The sequence below is a fragment of the Clostridium sp. genome, assembly GCF_026168755.1.
In the GTDB taxonomy this organism is placed as follows: domain Bacteria; phylum Bacillota; class Clostridia; order Clostridiales; family Clostridiaceae; genus Clostridium.
This window is the reverse complement of sequence record NZ_JAPFDR010000027.1, coordinates 1-22,379: the sequence shown is the minus strand read 5'-3', so window position 1 is coordinate 22,379 and position 22,379 is coordinate 1. Positions and strand designations below refer to the sequence as shown.

At 29.6% G+C, this 22,379-nt stretch carries 13 protein-coding genes; 12 read left to right on the top strand and 1 reads right to left on the bottom strand.

The genetic code is table 11. The features are described 5' to 3' along the window. The first annotated feature begins 3 nt into the window (after positions 1-3). The 3 genes from Q0Y03_RS10350 to Q0Y03_RS10340 all read left to right on the top strand — a co-directional run bounded on the left by Q0Y03_RS10350 (position 4) and on the right by Q0Y03_RS10340 (position 5,062). Positions 4-1,851, top strand: a complete 1,848-nt coding sequence (locus tag Q0Y03_RS10350) for a PTS mannitol transporter subunit IICBA (protein ID WP_297713746.1) — start codon at positions 4-6, stop codon at positions 1,849-1,851. Between the two features lie 17 nt (positions 1,852-1,868). Further along, the gene (locus Q0Y03_RS10345) at positions 1,869-3,029 is read left to right on the top strand and encodes a mannitol-1-phosphate 5-dehydrogenase (RefSeq protein ID WP_297713745.1); all 1,161 of its coding nucleotides are present in this window, start codon (positions 1,869-1,871) and stop codon (positions 3,027-3,029) included. 218 nt (positions 3,030-3,247) lie between these two features. Continuing rightward, positions 3,248-5,062, top strand: a complete 1,815-nt coding sequence (locus tag Q0Y03_RS10340; protein ID WP_297713744.1) for a PTS mannitol transporter subunit IICBA — start codon at positions 3,248-3,250, stop codon at positions 5,060-5,062. Positions 5,063-5,329: 267 nt separating this feature from the next. Here the strand turns inward: Q0Y03_RS10340 and zupT are convergent, their stop codons facing one another. Then, positions 5,330-6,109 (bottom strand): zinc transporter ZupT, encoded by a 780-nt coding sequence (zupT, locus tag Q0Y03_RS10335; protein ID WP_297713742.1) that lies wholly within the window; start codon positions 6,107-6,109, stop codon positions 5,330-5,332. Between the two features lie 286 nt (positions 6,110-6,395). On the opposite strand from zupT, the gene Q0Y03_RS10330 reads away from it, so the two are divergent. The 9 genes from Q0Y03_RS10330 to Q0Y03_RS10290 all read left to right on the top strand — a co-directional run bounded on the left by Q0Y03_RS10330 (position 6,396) and on the right by Q0Y03_RS10290 (position 21,950). Beyond that, complete coding sequence (locus tag Q0Y03_RS10330) at positions 6,396-7,730, top strand: CoA-disulfide reductase (protein ID WP_297713741.1); 1,335 nt, start codon at positions 6,396-6,398, stop codon at positions 7,728-7,730. Between the two features lie 265 nt (positions 7,731-7,995). Continuing rightward, positions 7,996-9,498 carry a DUF1846 domain-containing protein gene (locus Q0Y03_RS10325; RefSeq protein WP_297713740.1) on the top strand — a complete coding sequence of 501 codons (1,503 nt, stop codon included), beginning with the start codon at positions 7,996-7,998 and terminating at the stop codon, positions 9,496-9,498. Between the two features lie 150 nt (positions 9,499-9,648). Beyond that, a complete protein-coding gene (locus Q0Y03_RS10320; protein WP_297713739.1) occupies positions 9,649-10,968 on the top strand; it encodes a LysM peptidoglycan-binding domain-containing protein in 1,320 nt (439 codons plus the stop codon). Positions 10,969-11,209: 241 nt separating this feature from the next. Further along, positions 11,210-12,874, top strand: a complete 1,665-nt coding sequence (locus tag Q0Y03_RS10315) for a ribonuclease J (protein ID WP_297713761.1) — start codon at positions 11,210-11,212, stop codon at positions 12,872-12,874. A gap of 125 nt (positions 12,875-12,999) precedes the next feature. Then, the gene (locus tag Q0Y03_RS10310) at positions 13,000-13,824 is read left to right on the top strand and encodes a hypothetical protein (protein ID WP_297713738.1); all 825 of its coding nucleotides are present in this window, start codon (positions 13,000-13,002) and stop codon (positions 13,822-13,824) included. Between the two features lie 96 nt (positions 13,825-13,920). Further along, positions 13,921-18,786: a glycoside hydrolase domain-containing protein gene (locus Q0Y03_RS10305; RefSeq protein ID WP_297713737.1), complete on the top strand. Its 4,866-nt coding sequence runs from the start codon at positions 13,921-13,923 to the stop codon at positions 18,784-18,786. A gap of 49 nt (positions 18,787-18,835) precedes the next feature. Continuing rightward, positions 18,836-19,384 carry an LPXTG cell wall anchor domain-containing protein gene (locus Q0Y03_RS10300; protein WP_297713736.1) on the top strand — a complete coding sequence of 183 codons (549 nt, stop codon included), beginning with the start codon at positions 18,836-18,838 and terminating at the stop codon, positions 19,382-19,384. A 263-nt stretch (positions 19,385-19,647) separates the two neighbouring features. Continuing rightward, on the top strand, positions 19,648-20,325 hold the full coding sequence (locus Q0Y03_RS10295; RefSeq protein ID WP_297713735.1) for an NAD(P)/FAD-dependent oxidoreductase: 678 nt from the start codon (positions 19,648-19,650) through the stop codon (positions 20,323-20,325). A gap of 185 nt (positions 20,326-20,510) precedes the next feature. Next, positions 20,511-21,950, top strand: coding sequence for a DEAD/DEAH box helicase (locus Q0Y03_RS10290; RefSeq protein ID WP_297713733.1), 1,440 nt, complete (start codon positions 20,511-20,513; stop codon positions 21,948-21,950). The last annotated feature ends 429 nt before the right edge of the window (positions 21,951-22,379 follow it).

Below are 22,379 nucleotides of genomic sequence, written 5' to 3'. Positions count from 1 at the left end.
ATTATGAAGGAGAAAGTACAAAAGTTTGGTAAATTCTTAAGTGGAATGGTAATGCCAAATATAGGAGCGTTTATAGCATGGGGATTTATAACAGCATTATTTATACCAGCAGGGTGGTTCCCTAATGAACAGTTAGGGTCAATGGTAGATCCAATGCTTAAATATTTATTACCTTTATTAGTAGGTTTTACTGGAGGTAGAGTTGTTGGTGGAGCAAGAGGTGGTGTTATAGCTGCAGTTGCTACAACAGGGGTTATAGTTGGAGCAGATATTCCAATGTTCATTGGTGCCATGATAATGGGGCCATTGGCTGGATACGTTATTAAAAAGTTTGACCAAGCAGTTGAAGGAAAAATTCCAGCTGGATTTGAGATGTTAGTTAACAATTTCTCAGTAGGAATTTTAGGTATGTTACTTGCGATTTTTGGATTTTATGCAGTTGGCCCAGTAGTTGTTATCGTAACTGGAACTCTTAAAGCAGGTGTTGAAATAATTATAAGTAAGGGGTTACTTCCTTTAGTATCAATATTTATAGAACCAGCAAAAGTATTATTCTTAAATAATGCAATTAATCATGGAATAATAGGACCAATAGGAATAGAACAAACTAAAGAGATGGGTAAATCTATAATGTATTTATTAGAAGCTAACCCAGGACCAGGACTAGGAATATTATTAGCATATTGTATGTATAGTAAAGGAGCAATGAAACAATCAGCTCCAGGTGCAGCTATAATTCATGCATTAGGTGGTATTCATGAAATTTACTTCCCATATGTATTAATGAATCCAGTATTAATATTAGCACCAATCGTTGGTAGTGCAGCAGGAATATTAGTATTCTCAATATTTAAAGCAGGATTAGTAGCAACACCATCACCAGGAAGTGTACTTGCAATTTTAGCCTTAGCACCAAAGGGTGGATTATTACCAGTATTATTAGGGATTGTAGTCTCAACAGTAGTTTCATTTGTAGTTGCGGCTCCATTAGTTAGAAGGGCAGCTAAAGGAATTAATGATGAAACTGAAAATAATGAAGATGTTGAAGTAAATTTATCAGTAGTTGAAAGAAATACTATAAATAAGATTATATTTGCATGTGATGCTGGTATGGGATCAAGTGCAATGGGAGCAACAAAATTCAGAAATAGAATAAAGAATTTAGGATTAAATATAACTGTAGCAAATTCATCAGTAGATACTATTCCAAATGATGCAGATATAGTTGTTAGCCATGTTAAGTTAGTTGAAAGAGCTAAGAAAAATTCACCACAAGCTGACCATGTATTTATAGAAAACTTCTTACAAGATCCAAAGTTAGACGAGCTATATAAGAGCTTAAAAGAAAGAGCTAATGGAGTTGAAGCAAAAGAAGAAGCTATAACAATCGAAGAGGTATCTGCTACAGAGACAGTAAAAGCAAAAGAAAGCTCAATATTAAAAGAAAGTAATATAGTTTTAGGATTAGAAAGTGTTACTAAAGAAGAGGCTATAACTAAAGCAGGAGAGCTTTTAGCTAAAGAAGGTTATGTAAATAATGAATATGTTGATGCAATGCTTGAAAGAGAAAAGATTGTATCTACTTATATAGGAATGGGTATAGCTATTCCTCATGGAGTTGGAGAAGCTAAGAAGGAAGTTAAAGAGTCTGGAATAGTAGTTCTTCAATATCCAAATGGAGTTATGTTTGGAGATGAATTAGCTTACTTAGTAATAGGTATAGCTGGAGTTGGAGACGATCACCTTGAAATTTTATCTAATATAGCAACTTCATTAGAAGATGAAAGTTTAGTTCAAAAACTTAAAAATACAAAAAATAAATCTGATATATTAGGTACATTTAATAAATAGTATAGGGGGAATTAAATATGAAAAAAGCAATTCAATTTGGAGCTGGAAACATAGGTAGAGGTTTTATAGGAGCATTACTTTCAAAGGCTGGATATCATGTAGTATTTGCAGATGTAAATAAAGAAATAATAGAAAAGATAAATGAGGATAAGTTCTATACTATACATGTTATGGATGTAGAATGTACAGAAGAGAAAATAGAAAATATAAGTGGTGTTATATCAACTAGTGATGATATATTAAAAGAAATTGTTGAATCTGAAATAATAACAACAGCAGTAGGCCCAGTAGTATTACCAAGAATAGCACCAACAATAGCAAAAGGAATACAATTAAGAAAAGAAGCAGGACTAAAATCATTCTTAAATATAATAGCTTGTGAAAATGCTATAAAAGCTAGCTCACAGTTAGAAGAAGAAGTTAAGAAATATTTAAATGAAGAAGAAGTACAATACTTAGAAGAATTTGTAGGTTTCCCTAATTGTTCAGTTGATAGAATTGTACCACCAGTTCAAAGTGAAAATATTCTAGATGTAGTTGTTGAAAGATTTTATGAATGGAATGTTGAAGAAAATGCCTTTAAGGGTTCAATACCACAAATTGAAGGTATGAATTTAGCTGATAATTTAATGGCTTATATAGAAAGAAAGCTATTTACATTAAACACTGGACATGCTATAACAGCATACTTTGGATATTTAAAGGGATATAGCACAATAGATGAAAGTATAAAAGATGAAGTTATATATGATTTTGTTAAGAAGGCTATGACAGAAAGCGGACAAGGATTAATAGCTAAATATAACTTTGATGAAGAAGCACATCTTAAATATATTGATAAGATAATAGGTAGATTTAAAAATCCATATTTAAAAGATGATGTTGCTAGAGTTGGTAGAGAGCCTTTAAGAAAATTAAATGAAAATGATAGATTAATTAAACCTTTAATAACAGCAAGAGGTTTCAATATAGAAACAGATAGTTTATTATTAGGAGTAGGAGCTGCACTTCATTATGATAATAAAGAAGATGCACAAAGTAGAGAACTACAAAGTCTAATTAAAGAAAAAGGTATAAGAGAATCTATAGCAGAGATATCAAAAATATCAGAAGACACGGATGTACTAGATAAGATAGAAAAATATTATGATGAAGTTAAGAATTTAATTGGAGCATAATATTTCTATATAAACACTAAAAACTCAAAATTTAATCTCTAAATTTAATGGCACCAAAAGTACTCTTTTTATTAGTTTACTTTTGGTGTTGTTATTATGTAACAATTTAAAAGTGTAAATAAATAGTATATATAATTCTAAAATAATTGATGTAATATAAATATAATAATAAAATTAGTATATAAGTAGCAAAAGATATTAGAGTGGGGGACGGGTAATTGATTAAAGAGAGAGTACAGAATATTGGGAAGTTTTTAAGTAGTATAATTATACCAAATGTAGGGGTATTTATAGCCTGGGGGCTTGCAACTGCTATATTTATGCCTACAGGGTGGTATCCTAATGAAAGAATAGCAGCATTAATAGATCCAATAATAAAATATTTATTACCTATATTAGTAGGGTATACAGGTGGTAAAGTTATTGGAGGATTGAGAGGTGGAATAGTAGCATCAATAGCTACAATAGGAGTAATAGTAGGCGCTAACATTCCAATGTTGATAGGAGCAATGATTATTGGTCCAATTTCAGGATATGTCATCAAAAGATTTGATAAATTAATAAAAGAGAAAATTCCAGTAGGATTTGAAATGCTAGTTAATAATTTTTCTATTGCAATTATAGGTTTAATACTAGCAATTATGGGATTATTTATAGTAGGTCCTTGTATTGTAATAGTTTCACAGCTAATAAATCAGAGTGTAGAATTTTTTATATATAGATCATTATTACCGATTTTAGCTGTTTTTATAGAGCCAATAAAAGTATTATTCTTAAACAATGGAATAAATCATGGAATAATAGATGTAGTTGCAATAGATCAAGTAAATAAAATTGGAGAATCTACATTATATTTGTTAGAAGCGAATCCAGGTCCAGGATTAGGTGTAATATTAGCATATTGGGTATATAGTAAGGGGGCTATGAAGGAATCAGCACCTAGTGCAGCTATTATTCAACTTTTAGGTGGAATACATGAAATATATTTTCCATACATATTAATAAATCCAATTCTAATAATTGCATCTATCCTTGGGAGTATTGCATCTATTGTAGTATTTCTTACATTTAATTCAGGATTAATAGCGACAGCTTCGCCAGGTAGTATATTCTCCATAATAATGTTATCTTCAAAAGATGATATTATTGGAAACTTATTGGGAGTATTAGTTGGAGTAATAGTTTCATTTATTGCTTCATCATTATTTTTTAAAAGAGAAATGATAAAAATAAACGAAAAGGATAATAAAAATGGGGATATAAAAGAAGTAAATGTAGATGTAAATTTAGAGAACATTAAAAAGATAGTGTTTGCATGTGATGTAGGAATGGGATCAAGTGCAATGGGTGCTACAAAATTTAAGAATAAGATTAAGGATTTAAACTTAGGGATAGATATAGTTAATTCATCGGTAGAAAAAATACCTGATGATGCGGATATAGTTATTACACATGAAGGGTTATTGTCAAGTGTAACAAATTATCTTAATAAACATCAATTTATATTTATAGAAAATTTCTTAGATGATAAGAAACTAGACAGTTTATACGAAAAATTATATCATAAGTTTAAAAAAGAAAATGTAGAAAATTTAAATGGTATACAAAAAACTCAAATATTAGAGTCAAGCAATATAATATTAGGATTATCAAGTGAATCTAAAGAAGAAGCAATAGTTCGAGCTGGAGAATTATTGTTTAAAAAAGGATATGTAAATTATGAATATATTGATTCTATGTTTGAAAGAGAAAATACAATATCTACATATATAGGTATGGGAATTGCCATTCCACATGGAAATGAGAGTGGCAAAAGGGAAGTAAAAGAAACTGGGATAGTAATTCTTCAGTATCCAAATGGAATAAATTTTGGAGGTCAAATAGCATACTTAATAATAGCAGTAGCAGCTAAAGGAAGTGATCATTTAGAAATATTATCCAATATAGCTTCTTCCTTAGGCAATATTGAAGTATTAGAATCATTGAAAACTACTATTGATCCTCAAGAAATATTAAGAGCATTTAATATTTAGACAAGTAATGAAATGTTTATAAAAATAACAAAGTAAATAAATTAAAAGAGAGCTGTTGTATTTAATACATTAGCTCTCTTTAAAATTTAGGGAATTGTTATATCGTTTATAAAATTATAAGTAATTTCAATTAAGGTATATACAATTCCGATTAATGTTATAGCTGGCAATAAGATCATATAATCACTCCGATAAAATAAAATATATTAATATGGTAATTAAAAAATACAAAAAATATACGTAAATTTTATGTTAAATATTAAAATTTTAAACAAATAAATGAGTGATAGGCATTATGCTTATTCCTAAAAATATAGATGCAACAGAAAGACGTGTATATCCATATTTTCTAGATGAAGGGATAAGTTCGTCTAATGATATATAAATCATTATTCCACAAACTACAGCAAAAATTATTCCAAGTATAAGTTCATTAATAAATGGCTTTAAACATAGGAAGGCTATTAATGCACCTAAGGGCTCAGCCATTCCGGAAAGAAAAGAATATTTAATAGCTTTAAATCTACTTTTTGTAGCAAAGTAGATTGGCATAGCAATAGCAATACCTTCAGGGATGTTATGAAGAGCTATAGCTAAAGTTACAGCAATTCCTAATGAAGCATCTTGATATCCAGAGACGAAAGTCGCAATACCTTCGGGAAAATTATGTATCATAAGAGCTATAGTTGATACTAAACCAACTCTAAAAATATCAAAATTATTGTTACATTTTGGAATAGTTCCTTTTTCCTCTTCAGGAATAAATATATCAATTAAATAAGCCATTAATGCTCCTATTAATAAGAATAAAATTGACCATATGATACCATTAACTTTTCCATGATATTTAGAAATTGCTTCTTGAGCTGTAGGAAATAAATCTGTAAAGGAGACTGTTATCATAACACCAGCAGAAAAACCTAAGGAGAAGGTAAGAAATTTTTCATTTCTAGTTTTACTAAAGAAAATAATAACTGCACCTAAAACAGTTGATAATCCTGCTATTGTGGAAAGTAATAAAGGAAATAATGAAGCTTTATCAATCATTTTCAACCTCTCTATAGTATTGTTACATAATTATTTTATGACCAATAGAAAGTAAAAAGAATATAAATTTAAAAAAGTTGTATAATAAAATGTTATAATATACTCGTAATTATATATTTTAAGGATATAAATAATGAAAAAAGATTATTTTATATTATTATTTTTTGAAATTTCATTTATAATAATAAATAGTATTTAAAAAATGTTTTATTTTTATATAAACATAAGATAAATAATTAATCATAAATAATTGATATTTCAATTATAGAAGAGGATGGTGTTTTAGATGAAAGTTATAATCATCGGTGGTATAGCAGCTGGAATGAGTGCTGCAGCTAAGTTTAAGAGACTTTCACCAAAAGATGACGTTGTAGTATATGAAAAAGGTGATATTGTATCTTTTGGAGCTTGTGGACTACCATATTATGTTGGAGATTTCTTTGATGATTCAAGAGAAATGATAGCAAGAACTCCCGAAGAGTTTAGGGAGTCTGGAGTAGAAATACATACTGAGCATGAAGTTATAGATGTAAATTTTTCTAATAAAAAATTAAAGGTTAAAAATCTTATTACAGATGAAATATTAGAAGAAAGCTATGATAAGTTAATGATAGCTAGTGGTGCAAGAGCAATAATTCCACCAATTAAGAATATTCATTTAGAAAATGTAGTTACATTAAAATCGATGGATGATGGTAATAAGTTAAGAGAGTTAATGGCAAATGATGAGTATAAAAAAGTTGCTATTATAGGTGCTGGTTTTATAGGACTTGAAGCTGTTGAAGCTGCTAAGCATAGGGGTAAAGAAGTTACTATTATTCAACTTCAAGATAGAGTTCTTCAAGAAGTGTTTGATAAGGATATAACTGATCTTTTAGAAGAAGAATTAAGAGAAAGTGGAGTTAATCTTTTATTATCAGAAACTGTAGTTGAACTTATAGGAGATGGAAAAGTTTCTAAAGTTAAAACTAATAAAAGAGAAATTGATGCAGATATAGTTATACTGGCAACAGGTGTAAAACCAAATACTGATTTCTTAAAATCTGATGAAATAAAAATGCTTAGAAATGGAGCAATAGTAGTTGATAGCTATGGAAGAACATCAGTAGAAGATGTATATTCAGCTGGAGATTGTGCAACTATAAATAACTTAATTACAGGAAAAGAAGCCTATGTTCCACTTGCAACTGGAGCTAATAAGCTTGGAAGAATAGTTGGAGAAAATTTAGCAGGACAAAATAATTCATTCCAAGGCTCTATGGCATCAAGTTGTATCAAAGTTATGAATATGGAAGCAGCTAGAACTGGGTTATCAGAGAAGGAAGTTAAGGAGTTAGGATTTGATTATAAGACTAAGTTCATAACCGATATGAATCAAACTAGCTATTATCCAGGTAGAGAAAGAATTTATGTTAAGCTTATTTATGATGCACACACTAAAGTTATATATGGAGGACAAGTAGCTGGATATAAGGATGCTGTTCAAAGATGTAATGTTTTAGCAGCATGCATTTATGCAAAGATGACAACAGATCAATTAGGAATGTTAGATCTTTGTTATTCACCACCATTCTCAAGAACTTGGGATGTACTAAATGTAGCAGGTAATGTTTCGAAGTAAAAAAATGTAAGCACCTCCGGGGTCAATCCAAATATTGGATTGACCCCGGAGGTGCGTGCTATTTGATGAACTATAAGAATAAAAATTAACAAAGAATTCGTATTTTATGATTTACTTTATCAAAATTTTGTGTAATAATATTATAGATTTTGTGCCTAAATAATAGTAAGTTAAAACTTATTGTTAGTAGTTGCAATAGTATGGATATTTTCAGTTTAATAAAAGGTTCATGCTAAAAAAAAACTATAAAATTAGGAGTGGAAATATGAAAATAGGATTTGACCATGAAAAATATTTAGAGGAACAATCAAAATATATATTAGAAAGAGTTAATAACTACGATAAATTATATTTAGAATTTGGTGGAAAACTTTTATTTGATTTACATGCAAAAAGAGTTTTACCAGGGTTTGATGAAAATGCAAAAATTAAATTATTACATAAATTAAAAGAAAATGTAGAAGTAGTTATCTGTGTTTATGCAGGAGATATAGAAAGAAATAAGATAAGAGGCGACTTCGGAATTACTTATGATATGGACGTTTTAAGACTTATTGATGATTTAAGAAGCTATGATCTAGAAGTTAATTCAGTTGTAATAACTAGATATGATGATCAACCTTCAACGACTGTTTTCATAAATAAATTAGAAAGACGTGGAATAAAAGTTTATAAGCATAGAGCTACTAAAGGGTATCCAACAGATGTTGATACTATAGTTAGTGAAGAGGGGTATGGAAAGAATCCATATATCGAAACAAGTAAACCAATAGTAGTTGTTACTGCACCAGGACCAGGAAGTGGTAAGTTAGCTACATGCTTAAGCCAATTATATCATGAAAATAAAAGAGGAAATGTTGCTGGATATTCTAAGTTTGAAACATTCCCAGTATGGAATGTTCCACTAAAACATCCATTAAATATAGCTTATGAAGCTGCAACAGTTGACTTAAAAGATGTTAATATGATAGATTACTTCCATTTAGAGGCTTATGGAGAAACTGCAGTTAACTATAATAGAGATTTAGAAACTTTCCCAGTACTGAAGAGAATTATAGAAAAGATTACTGGAAAAGAATCAATTTATAAATCACCAACAGACATGGGTGTTAATAGGGTTGGTTTTGGTATAGTTGATGATGAGGTTGTTAAAGAAGCTTCAAAACAAGAAATAATAAGAAGATATTTTAAAACAGGTTGTGAATATAAAAAAGGATATGTAGATAAAGATACTTTTGAACATTCTAAACTTATAATGGATCAAGTTAATTTAAAAGAGGAAGATAGAAAAGTTGTGCTTCCAGCAAGAGAACGTGCGGCTAGATTAAAAGAGGAAAATAGTAGTATTTGTACAGCTGTTGCAATTGAGCTAAATGACGGTACTATTCTTACAGGAAAAGGTTCAGAACTTTTAGATGCATCAGCAGCAGCATTACTAAACTCAATAAAGTACTTAGCTAATATAGCTGATGATATGCATTTAATTTCACCAGTGATTTTAGAGCCTATTTTAGATTTAAAAACTAAGACATTAACAAATCAAAAAGTATCATTAAATTGCGAAGAAGTTTTAATTGCATTAAGTATTTCAGCTGCCACTAATCCAATAGCTCAAGTGGCAATGGAAAAATTAGCAATGCTTAAGAATTGTCAAGTTCATTCAACTACAATCTTACCAACAAGTGATGAACAAACATTAAGAAAGCTTGGAATAGACGTAACATGTGATGCAGAGTATGCTTCAGAAAGTCTTTTCTACAATAATTAATAAATAGAGTAAAGAGATTATTACAATATCAAGTGTAATAGTCTCTTATTTTTATGTAATTTTATAATTAATAAAAAGTACTCACTATTCCTTTTATAGGTGAATAATAATAAAGTATATGGAAAATATTATGAAAAGGAGTAAGTAAGAATGGCAACCTATAGAGGTATAGATATTAGTAATTGGCAAGGGAGCGTAAATTTTTTAGAAGTAAAGAATAGTGGAGTACAAATAGTTTATATTGAAGCAACAGAAGGGAATTTTTATACAGATCCATATCTTCAAGAGTTTTATGATGGAGCATCTAGTAATGGATTATTGATAGGGTTTTATCATTTTTTTAGTCCATCAGTTTCTGCATCGGAACAAGCAAGATATTTTACTAATGCTATAAGTGGAATGACAAGTGACTGTAGACTAGTATTAGATTTAGAGGAATCAGGTGGTTATGGAGCTGGAGAATTATCTAGTATTGCAAATGAATTTTTGGAGGCTGTTGAAGCAAATAGTGGATTAAAAGTTGCTTTATACACTTATGCAAGCTTTGCAAATAATAATATTGCACCTGGATATGGATTAGAAAATTACCCATTATGGATAGCAGAGTATGGAAGTAGTTCGCCAGAAAGCAACCCAATATGGGGAAGTAGTTATGCAGGATGGCAATATTCAGATACTGGATATGTACCAGGTGTAAATGGAAATTGTGATTTAGATACTTTTAATAGTGAAATATTGTTAGACAGTAAGGTAAGTATTCCAGGAGATAGAAATCAAGAATCACAAAGTGGCTCAGTTAAATATTATGTAGTTCAAGCAGGAAATACATTAAGTGGAATAGCAGCAAGATTTGGAACTACAGTTCAAGCATTGGCTCAATTAAATAATATAACAAACCCTAATTTAATATATGTAGGACAAGTTTTAAAGATATATGGAAATAATAAAGTTCAAAGAGGGAATAATAATTTCAGCACTACCTATGTAGTACAATCAGGAGACACTTTAAGTGGGATAGCTGCAAGATTTGGTACAACTGTACAAGAGTTAGTTCAATTAAATGATATATCAAATCCTAATTTGCTATATATTGGAGAAGTATTAAAACTTCCTGTTTCTAATTCAGTTAAAAGTGGAGCATCATCTAATCAATATCAAACAACTTATGTAGTTAAGTCTGGAAATACATTAAGTGGAATAGCAGCAAGATTTGGAACTACAGTACAATATTTGGCTAGAATAAATGGAATATCAAATCCCAATTTAATATATCCAGGTCAAATATTAAAGATTGGAGCATCAGGGGTATCAGCACAAGGAGGAAGAGGTACAACAACTTATGTAGTTAAGTATGGAGATACTTTAAGTGGAATAGCATTAAGGTTTGGAACTACAGTTGCTGATTTAGTTGAATTAAATGATATTTCAAATCCGAATTTAATATATGCAGGACAAGTTTTAAAGGTTTAGTTAATGTGAAATAAAAATAAATTAAATATTAAGAAGGATAAAATAAGTTGAATGCTTACTTTATCCTTTATTAACTTATTATAGATATAAAACTTTCTATAATAATAACTAAAGCTAAAATAAATATTATTAAAGAAATTATTTAAATAATATTATTACTTAGAATTTATAGAATAACTAATAACCTGTCTAGGAATAATAAGTGTAGATACATTAGATATTTATGAAAGGAATAATTGTTTTGATGAGTGAAGAAAAAGTTAAAATAATACCTCTTGGCGGATTAGGGGAAATAGGAAAAAATATTACTGTTATAGAATGTGATGATGAAATTGTTGTTATTGATTGTGGAATAGCGTTTCCAGATGAAGAAATGTATGGTGTTGATTTGATAATTCCAGATATTACTTATTTAAAAAATAATGTGGAAAAGATTAAAGGTATTTTTTTGACACATGGACACGAAGATCATATAGGGGCATTACCTTATGTATTAAAAGAGATTAATGTACCTCTTTATGGAACTAAGTTAACTATCGGTATTATTAAAACAAAGCTTGAAGAACATAATATTTTATCAGAAGCAAAATTAAATAATGTTGAACCAGGTGATGTAGTTTCCTTTAGGAAGCTTAAAGTAGAGTTTATAAGAAATACTCATAGTATTGCAGATTCATGCAGTTTAGCTATATTTACACCAGTGGGAATAATACTTCATACAGGTGACTTTAAGATTGATTATACTCCTATAGATGGACAAAAGATGGACTTACAAAGAATATCTAATCTAGGAAAAGAGGGGGTAGCTTTATTAATGGCTGATAGCACCAATATTGAGAGGCGAGGCCATTCTTTGTCAGAAAAAAGTATTGGATTAACATTAGATAGAGTTATTAGTAATGCAAGGGGAAGAGTTATAGTTGCTACTTTTGCATCTAATATACATAGAATGCAGCAGATAGTTGATGCATCTTTTAAAAGTAATAGAAAAGTTGTTTTTAATGGTAGAAGTATGGAAAATATCTCTAAAGTTGCTATGGAATTAGGATATCTACATATACCAAATAGTGAGATTATTAGCATTGATGATTTAAAAAATTATGAAAATGATAAAATAACATTAATAACAACAGGAAGTCAAGGAGAGCCTATGGCATCATTGGCAAGAATAGCATTTTCAAATCATAGAAAAATAAATATAGAGCCTAATGATACCTTTATAATTTCTGCATCACCAATACCTGGGAATGATAAATTGATATCAAGAGTTATAAATCAGTTATTTAGAAAAGGAGCAGATGTAATATATGAGGATTTAGAAGATGTACATGTATCAGGCCATGCATATCAAGAGGAGTTAAAGCTTATACATACATTAGTTAGCCCTAAGTATTTCATGCCTGTTCATGGAGAGTATAGACATTTAAAGCATCATGGTTATTTAGCAGAAAAACTAGGAATGAAAAAGAACAATATATTCGTATTAGAGACAGGAAATGTTTTAGAGCTTACAAAGGATCAATGTAGAAAAGAAGGTAAAGTTAGAACAGGAGCAATATTTGTTGATGGTTTAGGTGTCGGTGATGTTGGAAATATTGTATTACGTGATAGAAGGCATTTAGCTCAAGATGGAATGTTAACTATTGTTGTTGCAATAGAAAGAGATACTTTAAGTATTGTTTCTGGACCTGATGTAATAACAAGAGGATTTGTATATATTAAGGAGTCAGAGGCTCTTATAAATAAGGTAAAAGAATTATCTGTAAGTGAGCTAGAAAGATGTTTGCGTATGGGAGTTATTGAATGGTATGTATTAAAGGGAAATATTAAAAAGATTGTTGAAAATTATATTTATGAAACTACTAAGAGGCGTCCTACAATAATACCAATTATTATGGAGATTTAAAGGAATTTTTCTTAATTATGATATTAAATATACAATAAACATTTATATATAAATTTATTGAAATTAAGTATATAGTTGTTGTATAATTTATATGTAAACATTTAAAAAGAAAAGAAAGGTAAATTATGAATATAGTAACAGCTAAGAGATACCAAGATTTGATGCAAGAATTTTTAAAAACTCCAAGAAGTGATGCTAAAGGTTTTAGAAAAAAATATGAAGAGGTTTTAAATGAATTTTTAAACTTAGATGAGGTTTATGTAATAGCCTCTAGAAGTGCAACAGTTGAAGAAGTTAAGGAAAATAAAGCTAGACCATTATGTGCATTAAATCATAAAAAATTACCATGTATGTGGTTTTTTTCAGAAAAGGAATTTGCACAAAATTTTGTAAAACATTTTGGAATTATAAAAGATGAAACTGAATATATAATGAAACTTAAAGGGGAAGAGTTAATTAAAGTTATAAAGTTTGGAATATTTAATGGAGTTTATCAATTTTCTATAGATGAAGGTAAATGTACTATGGTTATGGTACCTTATGATTTATTAAATACTTATTTAGTTAATAAGGGAGAAGAAAACTTTTTAGAAAAGAATCAATATGAATTAATGATATTATTTACTATGATGAAGTTCCATAAACAGCTTGTATATGCAATTGAAAGTGATGAAAAAGATAATAATGGTAAAAATATATTAGCGGTAGATAGAAGTGGTGTGCTTAATATTTTTGGTAACAAGGATGATGCTAATATTCATAAATATGATATTGGATATGGAAGAAAAGAAGCCATAGGACTTAATATTGTTGAATTCAGAAATGCAATTAATTCAATTGTTGATAGTATTGAAACTGTTAGATTTGAAGTAAAAGAAAATATTATTGAAATAAAAAGTAGTAAATTAGATTATATATTAAATGAAATGGTAAAAACTGAATATAAATAAATATAATCTATAATAGTAAAATAAAACGGAGTTAATAGAATTTTTTAGTTTCATTAACTCCTTTTTTATTTAAATTTTTAGAAGCAGGGGGAAAAGATGAAAAGTAAAAGGTGGTTTAAATTGAATATAATGGCTATAGCTTTTATATTTATATTTAACTGTATTCCAAGTAATTCTTTAACAGCTTATGCAAATGACACAAAAGCAAGTATCAAAACAGTAATTGATGATACTAAAACAACAGGGGAAACAAATTACTTTACTTACTTCGGAGATGGATGGGTTTCAGGAGGTTCAGGTAGCTCTTCAGAGCATTATAATGTTTTAAATAATGGTGAAGCAAATCCTGAACAAAAGTACTATACTGTTGATTTCATAGGTAATAGGATAGAGGTTTATGGAAATAAAACACCTCAAAATGGAAAGAGTAAATATTCACTATTTGATTCAGAGGGAGTACTTGTACCTGGTAGTGAAGTTATAGTTGATGCAAGAACAGCTAATACATCTCCTTTATATGCATGGGGAGGATTAAAAGAAGGGAGATATACTTTAAAAGTAGAAGCAACTGGAGAAAATTCAGACTCATCTCATTCTCAAGCTGTTATTCAAGTAGATAGGGTTGAAATACTTCATGAAAGATATCAGGTTACTAGCATTGAATTAGGAGAAGATATTAATTTAGTAGAAGGTGCTAAAAAACAATTGGATATATCAGTTACACCAAGCCATGCAACTGCAGATAATATAACTTACTCTAGTAGTGATGAAGATATAGTAACAGTTTCAGAAGATGGTATAATCACAGCAGTTTCAAAAGGTTCGGCTACTATTACAGCTACATCAGAAGAATTTAATGTAAGTGATAGTATTGCAGTAACTGTTGCTGAAGCAAATGCTTCAATACATGGTACTATAGTAGATACTAACTCTCATTATACCCAAGATAGATATGATGAAGTTTTAACTTTAGGAACTACAAGTGAATCATTATATGCTTGGAAGGCTGACAAGGCTATATCAGAAATAGTTGTTGCATCAAAGGAAGGAACTTTAAAAAATGTTAATGTTTCAGCTAGTGACTTTACTTCAGAAGAAAATGTAATACCATCTGAAAATATTATAACTACATTCTTAAAAGAAACAAAGGCTTATATTGGAGATGCAGGATATAATAGTCCAAGTGATGGTCCAGAAAATACTCCAAGTGATGATAGTGAAAAAGTTACTGTTCCAGATATATTATATACAGATGGACCAGTAGATGTTGAATTTAACTCTCTTCAACCGATATGGGTTGAAATTAATGTTCCAGAAAATACAGTTCCAGGAGTTTATGAAGGGGTTATAACAGTAACTGCAGATGGTGTTGATAATATGACATTTAATTATTCATTAGAGGTTTTAGATGTAACAATGCCAGATAGTACTGAATATGAATTTGATTTTGAAGCATGGCAATATCCATATAGTTCAGCAGAATATTATGGAGTAGAACCATTTTCAGAAGAGCATTTAGCTATTTTAACACCTCATATGTTGAAGTATAAAGAATTAGGTGGTCATGCTATTACAGCTTCAATTGTTGAAGAAGCATGGGGTGGAGAAACTTATAGCGAAAATGAAATTAGATATCCATCAATGATTAAGTGGACTAGAAAAGTAGATGGAACATTTACTTTTGATTATACGGATTTTGATAAATGGGTTCAATTTAACAAAGATCTAGGAATTGGAGATAAAATAGTATGCTATAGCATGATTCCGTGGGGAAACAATGTTAAGTATTACGATGAAGAAACTCAAACTACTAAAGTTGAAAATTTATCAGCAGGAAGTGATAGATATGAAGAAGTTTGGCTACAATTCTTAAATAGCTTAGTTGAGCATTTAGATGAAAAAGGATGGTTTGATGATACTTATATAGGGATTGACGAAAGACAAAACATGGAAAAGGCTTTTGATGTTATAGATAAGGTTAAAAATAGACATGATAAAGTTCTTAAAAAAGCAGCTGCAATGGATCACTTTAGCACTAGTTACAAGCATATAACTGATAGAGTTGATGATTTAAGTGTTGGTTCAACAGCAGCAAAAGGAAGCTTAGCTGATTATAAAAACTTTGTTAGTGAAAGAAACAATTCTGAAAAAGAATATAAAACAACAATATATACTTGTACAGAACATTTCCCAAATTCTTTAGCACTTAGTATGCCAGGGGAAAGTTATTGGACAATGATGTTTACAGCAGCGCAAGGGGCAACAGGATATATGAGATGGGCATTTGATGCTTGGGTTAAAGATCCACTTAGAGATACAACTCACTGGGCATTTGAAGCTGGAGATACTTTCTTAATATACCCAGATGAAAAGGAGTCGGAAAATATAACATCTAAGAGTTCAGTAAGATTAGAAAAAATGGCTGAAGGTATAAGAGATGTAAATAAGTTATATATGATGCAAAGAGAAATACCATCATTAAAGGCTGATATAGATAATCTATTATCTACAGTTAAATTAAATTATGCTGGAGTTAAAAATGGCATTGGTGATCATGGTGGAGCAAAATATGCTACTGATGAAACGAGAGCTATGATTCCAAAAGATATGGCGGCAATTAAGGCTGAGATTAAAAATATAACTGAAAAATATATTGAATTAAAGAAGAGTGGAGTAAATACAATTGACTCTGTTGAAATTAATAATGGAGATACAAGTATAAAAGCAGGAGAAAGTTTAGAATTAGCTGTTACAGTATTACCAAAAAATGCATTAAATAAAAATGTAGTATGGACATCAAGTAATACAGATGTTGCAACTGTTAATAATGAAGGTATAGTTACAGGCATTAAAGTAGGTACAGCTAAAATTATAGCTACATCAGTACAAGATTCTTCAAAAAAATCAACTATAAACTTAACTGTTAATAAAGCTTCTATAGAGAAAGATGCACAAGTTGCTTACTACAGTTTTGATAGTATAGAAGATAACGTTATCAATAACTCCTGGAGTGATAGTTCTTTATATAGTGGAAAAATAAATGGTGCAGAAGTTGTAGAAGGAAAATCAGGAAATGCATTAAAATTTGATGTAGGAACTGATAATGTTGAAATTGAAGACCCTGCAAATTTACCAGAAAATTGGACAATAGCTTTTTGGGTAAATAGAGGTAACGAAGATGGTACAGCTTCAGTTATGTGGGATGGTAGAGAAGCAACAGGTTCGTCAGAAAAAGATTCTGTATCAGTTGATTTAGCTGTAGGTGTTGGTGTTAATTCAGCAATGCCGGGAGTACATGTTAATCAAGGTACATTGAGTTTCCCAACAGAAATAGCAAAAAATCAATGGGTTCATGTTGCATACACCAATTCAAAATCAGAAGGATTATCTTTATATGTAAATGGAGAAAAGATAGGAAATACAAATGAATATACTAAAAGTAATCCAATGAAAGCACCATTAAACTTTATTGGTGGTCGTGGTTTTGTTGGAGCTGTAGATGAAATTAAAGTATATAATAGGGCTTTAACTGCTGAAGAGGTAATAGAATCTAAGGCTGTAAATGGATTAAATATTGACAGTAATTATAAAGAGGTTAATATCAATGAAACAGTTCAAATTATTGCTGATTTAATTAGTGATAAAGATGATGATAATATAATATTTACAAGTGCTGATACAAATATTGCAACAGTAAATGAAAGTGGAGTAGTAACAGGTATTGCTTATGGTGATACTTATATTACTGTTTCAAATGAAGCTGGGGAATATTCTGAAAGAGTTGATATTCGTGTTAATAAAAAAATAAATTATCAAAACACATTAGAAACTTATGAAATACCAGCAGAAGATCAAATTGTAATAGATAGAGAAGATGGTCAATACCTTGGTCAACCAGATACTATTTTATTAGATGATGATAAAACTTTATTAACTGTTTATCCTAAAGGCCATGGCTTTGGAGAAGCACTATTAAGTAAGAGTACTGATGGTGGATTAACATGGGAAAAAAGAGTTCCAGTTAATGAAACTTGGAAGAATTCAGAGGAAACCCCTACAATATACAAGCTTAATTTTACAGATGGAACTCAAAAATTAATGTCTATTTCAGGTGGACCCGCATGGCATGGAAGTTCATTTACAGGCTTTAAGACATCAATATCAAATGATAATGGTGAAACTTGGGGAGATTATAAAGAGTGGAATACTGGAATTAAAACAATTGTTGCAATGGCAAGTTTAATCCAATTAAAAGATGAAGATGGAAATTATATTGATAAGTGGATGGGAGTATTTCATGATTATGGTTATGTTAACTATAAAACTTATCTAACATTTGATGAAAATGGTAATGAACAATGGTCAGACCCAGTTCCATATTTAAGTGATTATAGAAATTTAGAATCTACTTATCAAATTTGTGAAGTAGGTATGTTTAGATCACCAGATGGAAATCGCATAGTCGCACTTGCAAGAAGTCAATCTCATAAACATACTTCAACTATTTTCTATTCAGATGATGAAGGTGAAACATGGAGTAGACCAAGAGAGGTGCAAGGATCATTAAATGGGGAAAGACATAAGGCTGTTTATGACCCAATAAGTGGCAGACTATTAATAAGTTTTAGAGAAATTAAGCTAGATACTAATCTTGATGGAAGTACATCAGATAATGATTGGCTGGCAGGAGATTGGATTAGTTGGGTTGGAACTTATGAAGATTTAATGAATGGTGAAGATGGTGAATATAGAATCAGACTAGGGAAAGACTATACTAACTCAGCTAAGGCTGGTGACTGTGGATATGCAGGTAATGTAGTTATGAGCGATGGTACATTCTTCTTAAATGCTTATGGTAACTTTGATACTAATACTAATAACAACACTTACATTATGGGGGTGAGGTTTAAATTAGCTGAAATTGATAATGCTTTAGGAAAAATTAAAAGAAGCGATAGATAGTTTAGTTAAGGACAATGTAAGCAAGGAAACTCTTCAGAATTTAATTAATATGATTAATGGATTAAGTGATAAAGAGGCACAATATATAAAATCAACTTGGAAAAACCTACAAGATGAACTTGTAAAAGCTATTAATGTGTTAGAAAATGAAAATGAATTACAAGAAGAATTAGATATTTCTTATAATAACCTACTAAGAGTGTATTTACAATTAAGATTAAAACCTAGTAAAGATGTTTTAGAAGATTTAATCAATAGAGTTGAAAGTTTAGATTCAAGTCAATATACAGTAGCGAGTTTTAGAGAGGTTGAAAAGTCATTAGAAAATGCAAAGAAAGTAATTGCTGATGAAAATGCAACAGAAAAGGAAATAGAAAAGGCACAAGAAGATTTAAAGACTGCAATGAATAACTTAAAAACAAATTCTTCGAATAGTGACAATAGTACTTCAAGTAATAATTCCAATAATGTAGGAAGTTCATCTAATAGTGGTAAATTACCACAGACAGGGGGAACTTCAGCTGTAATGGTATTGTTGGTCGCTGCTGTTGTAATAGTTGCAGGATATTTTATGGTTAAGAAAAGTAAGAAACAGTAATAGTTTATTAAAAAAGATTTAAATAAATTTAATTGTGAGAGTGACAAGTTTAGAATTTTAAATAATACTTTTAATAAGAATGTATAGTATATGTTCTTATAGAATATTTAACGAAATTTAATCTAAACTTGTCATTTGAATTTATTACCACATAAAAAAATTTTGCAATTTAATATATAAATGTATATTATTTATATATATTTTATAAATAATAATATTGCTATTCAAAATTAATATTACGTTATTTGAGAGGAGAATTAAGTATGAAAGATTTATTAGATAAAGGAGCTGTAGTACAAAGAGATATGGAAACATATGCTATAGCACCACATTTAACAGGAGGACTTATAACACCGAAGCAACTTAGAGATATTGCAGATGTTGCAGAAAAGTATAATGCATCAGCTGTAAAGGTAACTGGAGCTCAAAGAATTGCTATTGTTGGCTTAAAGGAAGAAGATATTGATAATGCATGGGCTGATTTAGGAATGAAGCCAGGAGCGGCTATAGGTCTATGTGTAAGAAGTGTAAAGATATGTCCAGGAACAACTTTCTGTAAGAAAGGTTTACAAGATTCTGTAGCAATAGGCTCAAAATTAGATGGTGCATTCCATGGAAGAAATCTTCCTAATAAATTAAAAATAGGAGTTAGTGGATGTCCAAATAGTTGTGCTGATAGCCATACTAGAGATATTGGTTTAATAGGTGGACCAAAAGGATGGATTCTTTATCTTGGAGGAAGAGGTGGAGTTATTCCTAGATTAGGGGATAGAATCGCTATGAATATTCCAGATGAAAGAATTTTCGATGTTGTTGAAAAAGTAATTGATATATATGCAGAAAACGGTCAAGGAAGAGAAAGACTAGGAAACTACATAGATAGAGTTGGATTAGATGAGTTTAAAAAATTATTAAATGTTGAAGAATTCTTAAAGGCTTAAAGTAAATAAAAAATAGCAAAAGGAGAAAATTGAAATTAAGATTAATAATTTCAATCGCCTTTTGCTTTTTTTATTATATGAATGACTTTAAGTTTTTAATAATGAAAAGTTATTTACTTAACATAAATATAGGTTATACTTATTAAATGAACAATAATAAATTTAATAAAAATGAGGGAAATATATTGGATAATACATTTAAGAAATATAATTTAAGTAATGAGATAATAAAAGCTTTAGAGGGTATAGGTTATAGTAAGCCTTCTGATGTTCAAAGTAAGGTTATACCTGAAATATTAACTGGAAAGGATGTTGTAGTTAAATCACAAACAGGAAGTGGAAAGACAGCTGCATTTGGAATACCATTATGTGAAAGAATACTTTGGGAGGATAGTAAACCACAAGCCTTAATTTTAACGCCAACTAGAGAACTTGCAATTCAAGTTAAAGAGGAATTAACTAATATAGGTAGATTTAAAAGAATAAAAGCTGTTTCAGTATTTGGAAAGCAACCATTTTCAGATCAAGTAAGAGAGTTAAAGCAAAAAACTCATATTGTAGTTGGAACTCCAGGTAGAGTATTTGATCATATTGATAGAGGAACATTAGACATTTCAAATATAAAATATTTAGTAATAGATGAAGCTGATGAAATGCTTAATATGGGCTTCATAGATCAAGTGAGACATATAATAAATACATTAAATAAAAATAGACAAACAATGCTATTTTCTGCAACTATTCCAGAAGAAATATTAGGATTATGTAAGGTATATATGAATAATCCTAGTAATATTGAAATTAAGGCACAAAAGCTAATAACAGATAATATAAATCATGAGTTATATAGATTTGAGGAGTTTTATAAATTAGATAATTTAGGTAAAATTTTAATAAGCGAAGTTCCAGAAACAGCAGTTATTTTCTGTAAAACAAAAGAAAATGTTGATAAAGTTTTTGATAACCTAAATAAAAAAGGGTACTCCGTAAATAAAATTCATGGTGGTATGCTTCAAAAAGATAGACTTGAAGTTATGGATAAATTTAAAAAAGGTAATTTTAAAATATTAGTAGCTACAGATGTTGCAGCAAGAGGAATTGATGTAGAAGGAATTACTCATGTAATTAATTATGATTTGCCTGTTGAGAAAGAAGATTATGTTCATCGTATAGGAAGAACAGGTAGAGCAGGAGCAAAAGGAAAAGCAATTTCTTTTGTTAATCAATATGAAGATAAGCTTTTAGATATGATACAAGAATACATAGGATTTAAAATTCCAGCTGTAGCAGAAATTGCTGAGGTAAGTAAGGAAAAAAGAGAGCAAGCAATAAAATCTTTAAAATCAAAGCCAAAGGTTAAAAAGGAAAAAGCTAAAGTTATAAACCAAAATATAACTAAGATATATCTTAATGGTGGGAAAAAGAAGAAGTTAAGAGCGGGAGATTTTGTAGGGGCTATATCTAGAATAGAAGGAATAACTGCAGAAGATATAGGAATAATAGACGTACAAGATACTGTTTCTTATATAGATATCCTAAATGGTAAAGGTAATAAAGTAATTGAAGGACTTAAAAACTCAACTATAAAAGGAAAAAAATTGCGTGTAGAAAAAGCCAGAAAATAAATTGAATAATATTGCGCACCACGTGGAAGCGAAAAAATGAAATATTTATTTTCCGGGAACTGTGAAATTTTTGCCTAGAATTTATATCTTTGTTTCATTGAACTTGCTAAAGTTGTAAAAGTCGCTTACTCTTCAATACAACTTCTTTACGCAAGTTCAATTCCACAAAGATTAAATTCTACGGCTTAATTTCAATGTTCCCTCCAAACTAATATTTCATTTTTTCTTTTTCTATGTGTTTGCTTATAACACCACCTTTATAGCTAATGTTTTCTGCTACAACTTTTACTGATATGATAGTTAATTTGTATATTTATAATTTTAGATATAAAAAATATATATTTAAAAATTAACAATTTGGTATATAAAATATAGCATAAGTCGTTAACTTTTAAGGTGATTGCGTAGGAGATTGTATCTTTTAGCTTT

What these genes read in the sequence shown, in the direction of transcription:
- Q0Y03_RS10350 (WP_297713746.1), top strand. Translation starts at nt 4, where the DNA reads ATGAAGGAGAAAGTACAAAAGTTTGGTAAATTCTTAAGTGGAATGGTA.
- Q0Y03_RS10345 (WP_297713745.1), top strand. Translation starts at nt 1,869, where the DNA reads ATGAAAAAAGCAATTCAATTTGGAGCTGGAAACATAGGTAGAGGTTTT.
- zupT (WP_297713742.1), bottom strand. Translation starts at nt 6,109, where the DNA reads ATGATTGATAAAGCTTCATTATTTCCTTTATTACTTTCCACAATAGCA.
- Q0Y03_RS10330 (WP_297713741.1), top strand. Translation starts at nt 6,396, where the DNA reads ATGAAAGTTATAATCATCGGTGGTATAGCAGCTGGAATGAGTGCTGCA.
- Q0Y03_RS10325 (WP_297713740.1), top strand. Translation starts at nt 7,996, where the DNA reads ATGAAAATAGGATTTGACCATGAAAAATATTTAGAGGAACAATCAAAA.
- Q0Y03_RS10320 (WP_297713739.1), top strand. Translation starts at nt 9,649, where the DNA reads ATGGCAACCTATAGAGGTATAGATATTAGTAATTGGCAAGGGAGCGTA.
- Q0Y03_RS10310 (WP_297713738.1), top strand. Translation starts at nt 13,000, where the DNA reads ATGAATATAGTAACAGCTAAGAGATACCAAGATTTGATGCAAGAATTT.
- Q0Y03_RS10305 (WP_297713737.1), top strand. Translation starts at nt 13,921, where the DNA reads ATGAAAAGTAAAAGGTGGTTTAAATTGAATATAATGGCTATAGCTTTT.
- Q0Y03_RS10300 (WP_297713736.1), top strand. Translation starts at nt 18,836, where the DNA reads ATGATTAATGGATTAAGTGATAAAGAGGCACAATATATAAAATCAACT.
- Q0Y03_RS10295 (WP_297713735.1), top strand. Translation starts at nt 19,648, where the DNA reads ATGAAAGATTTATTAGATAAAGGAGCTGTAGTACAAAGAGATATGGAA.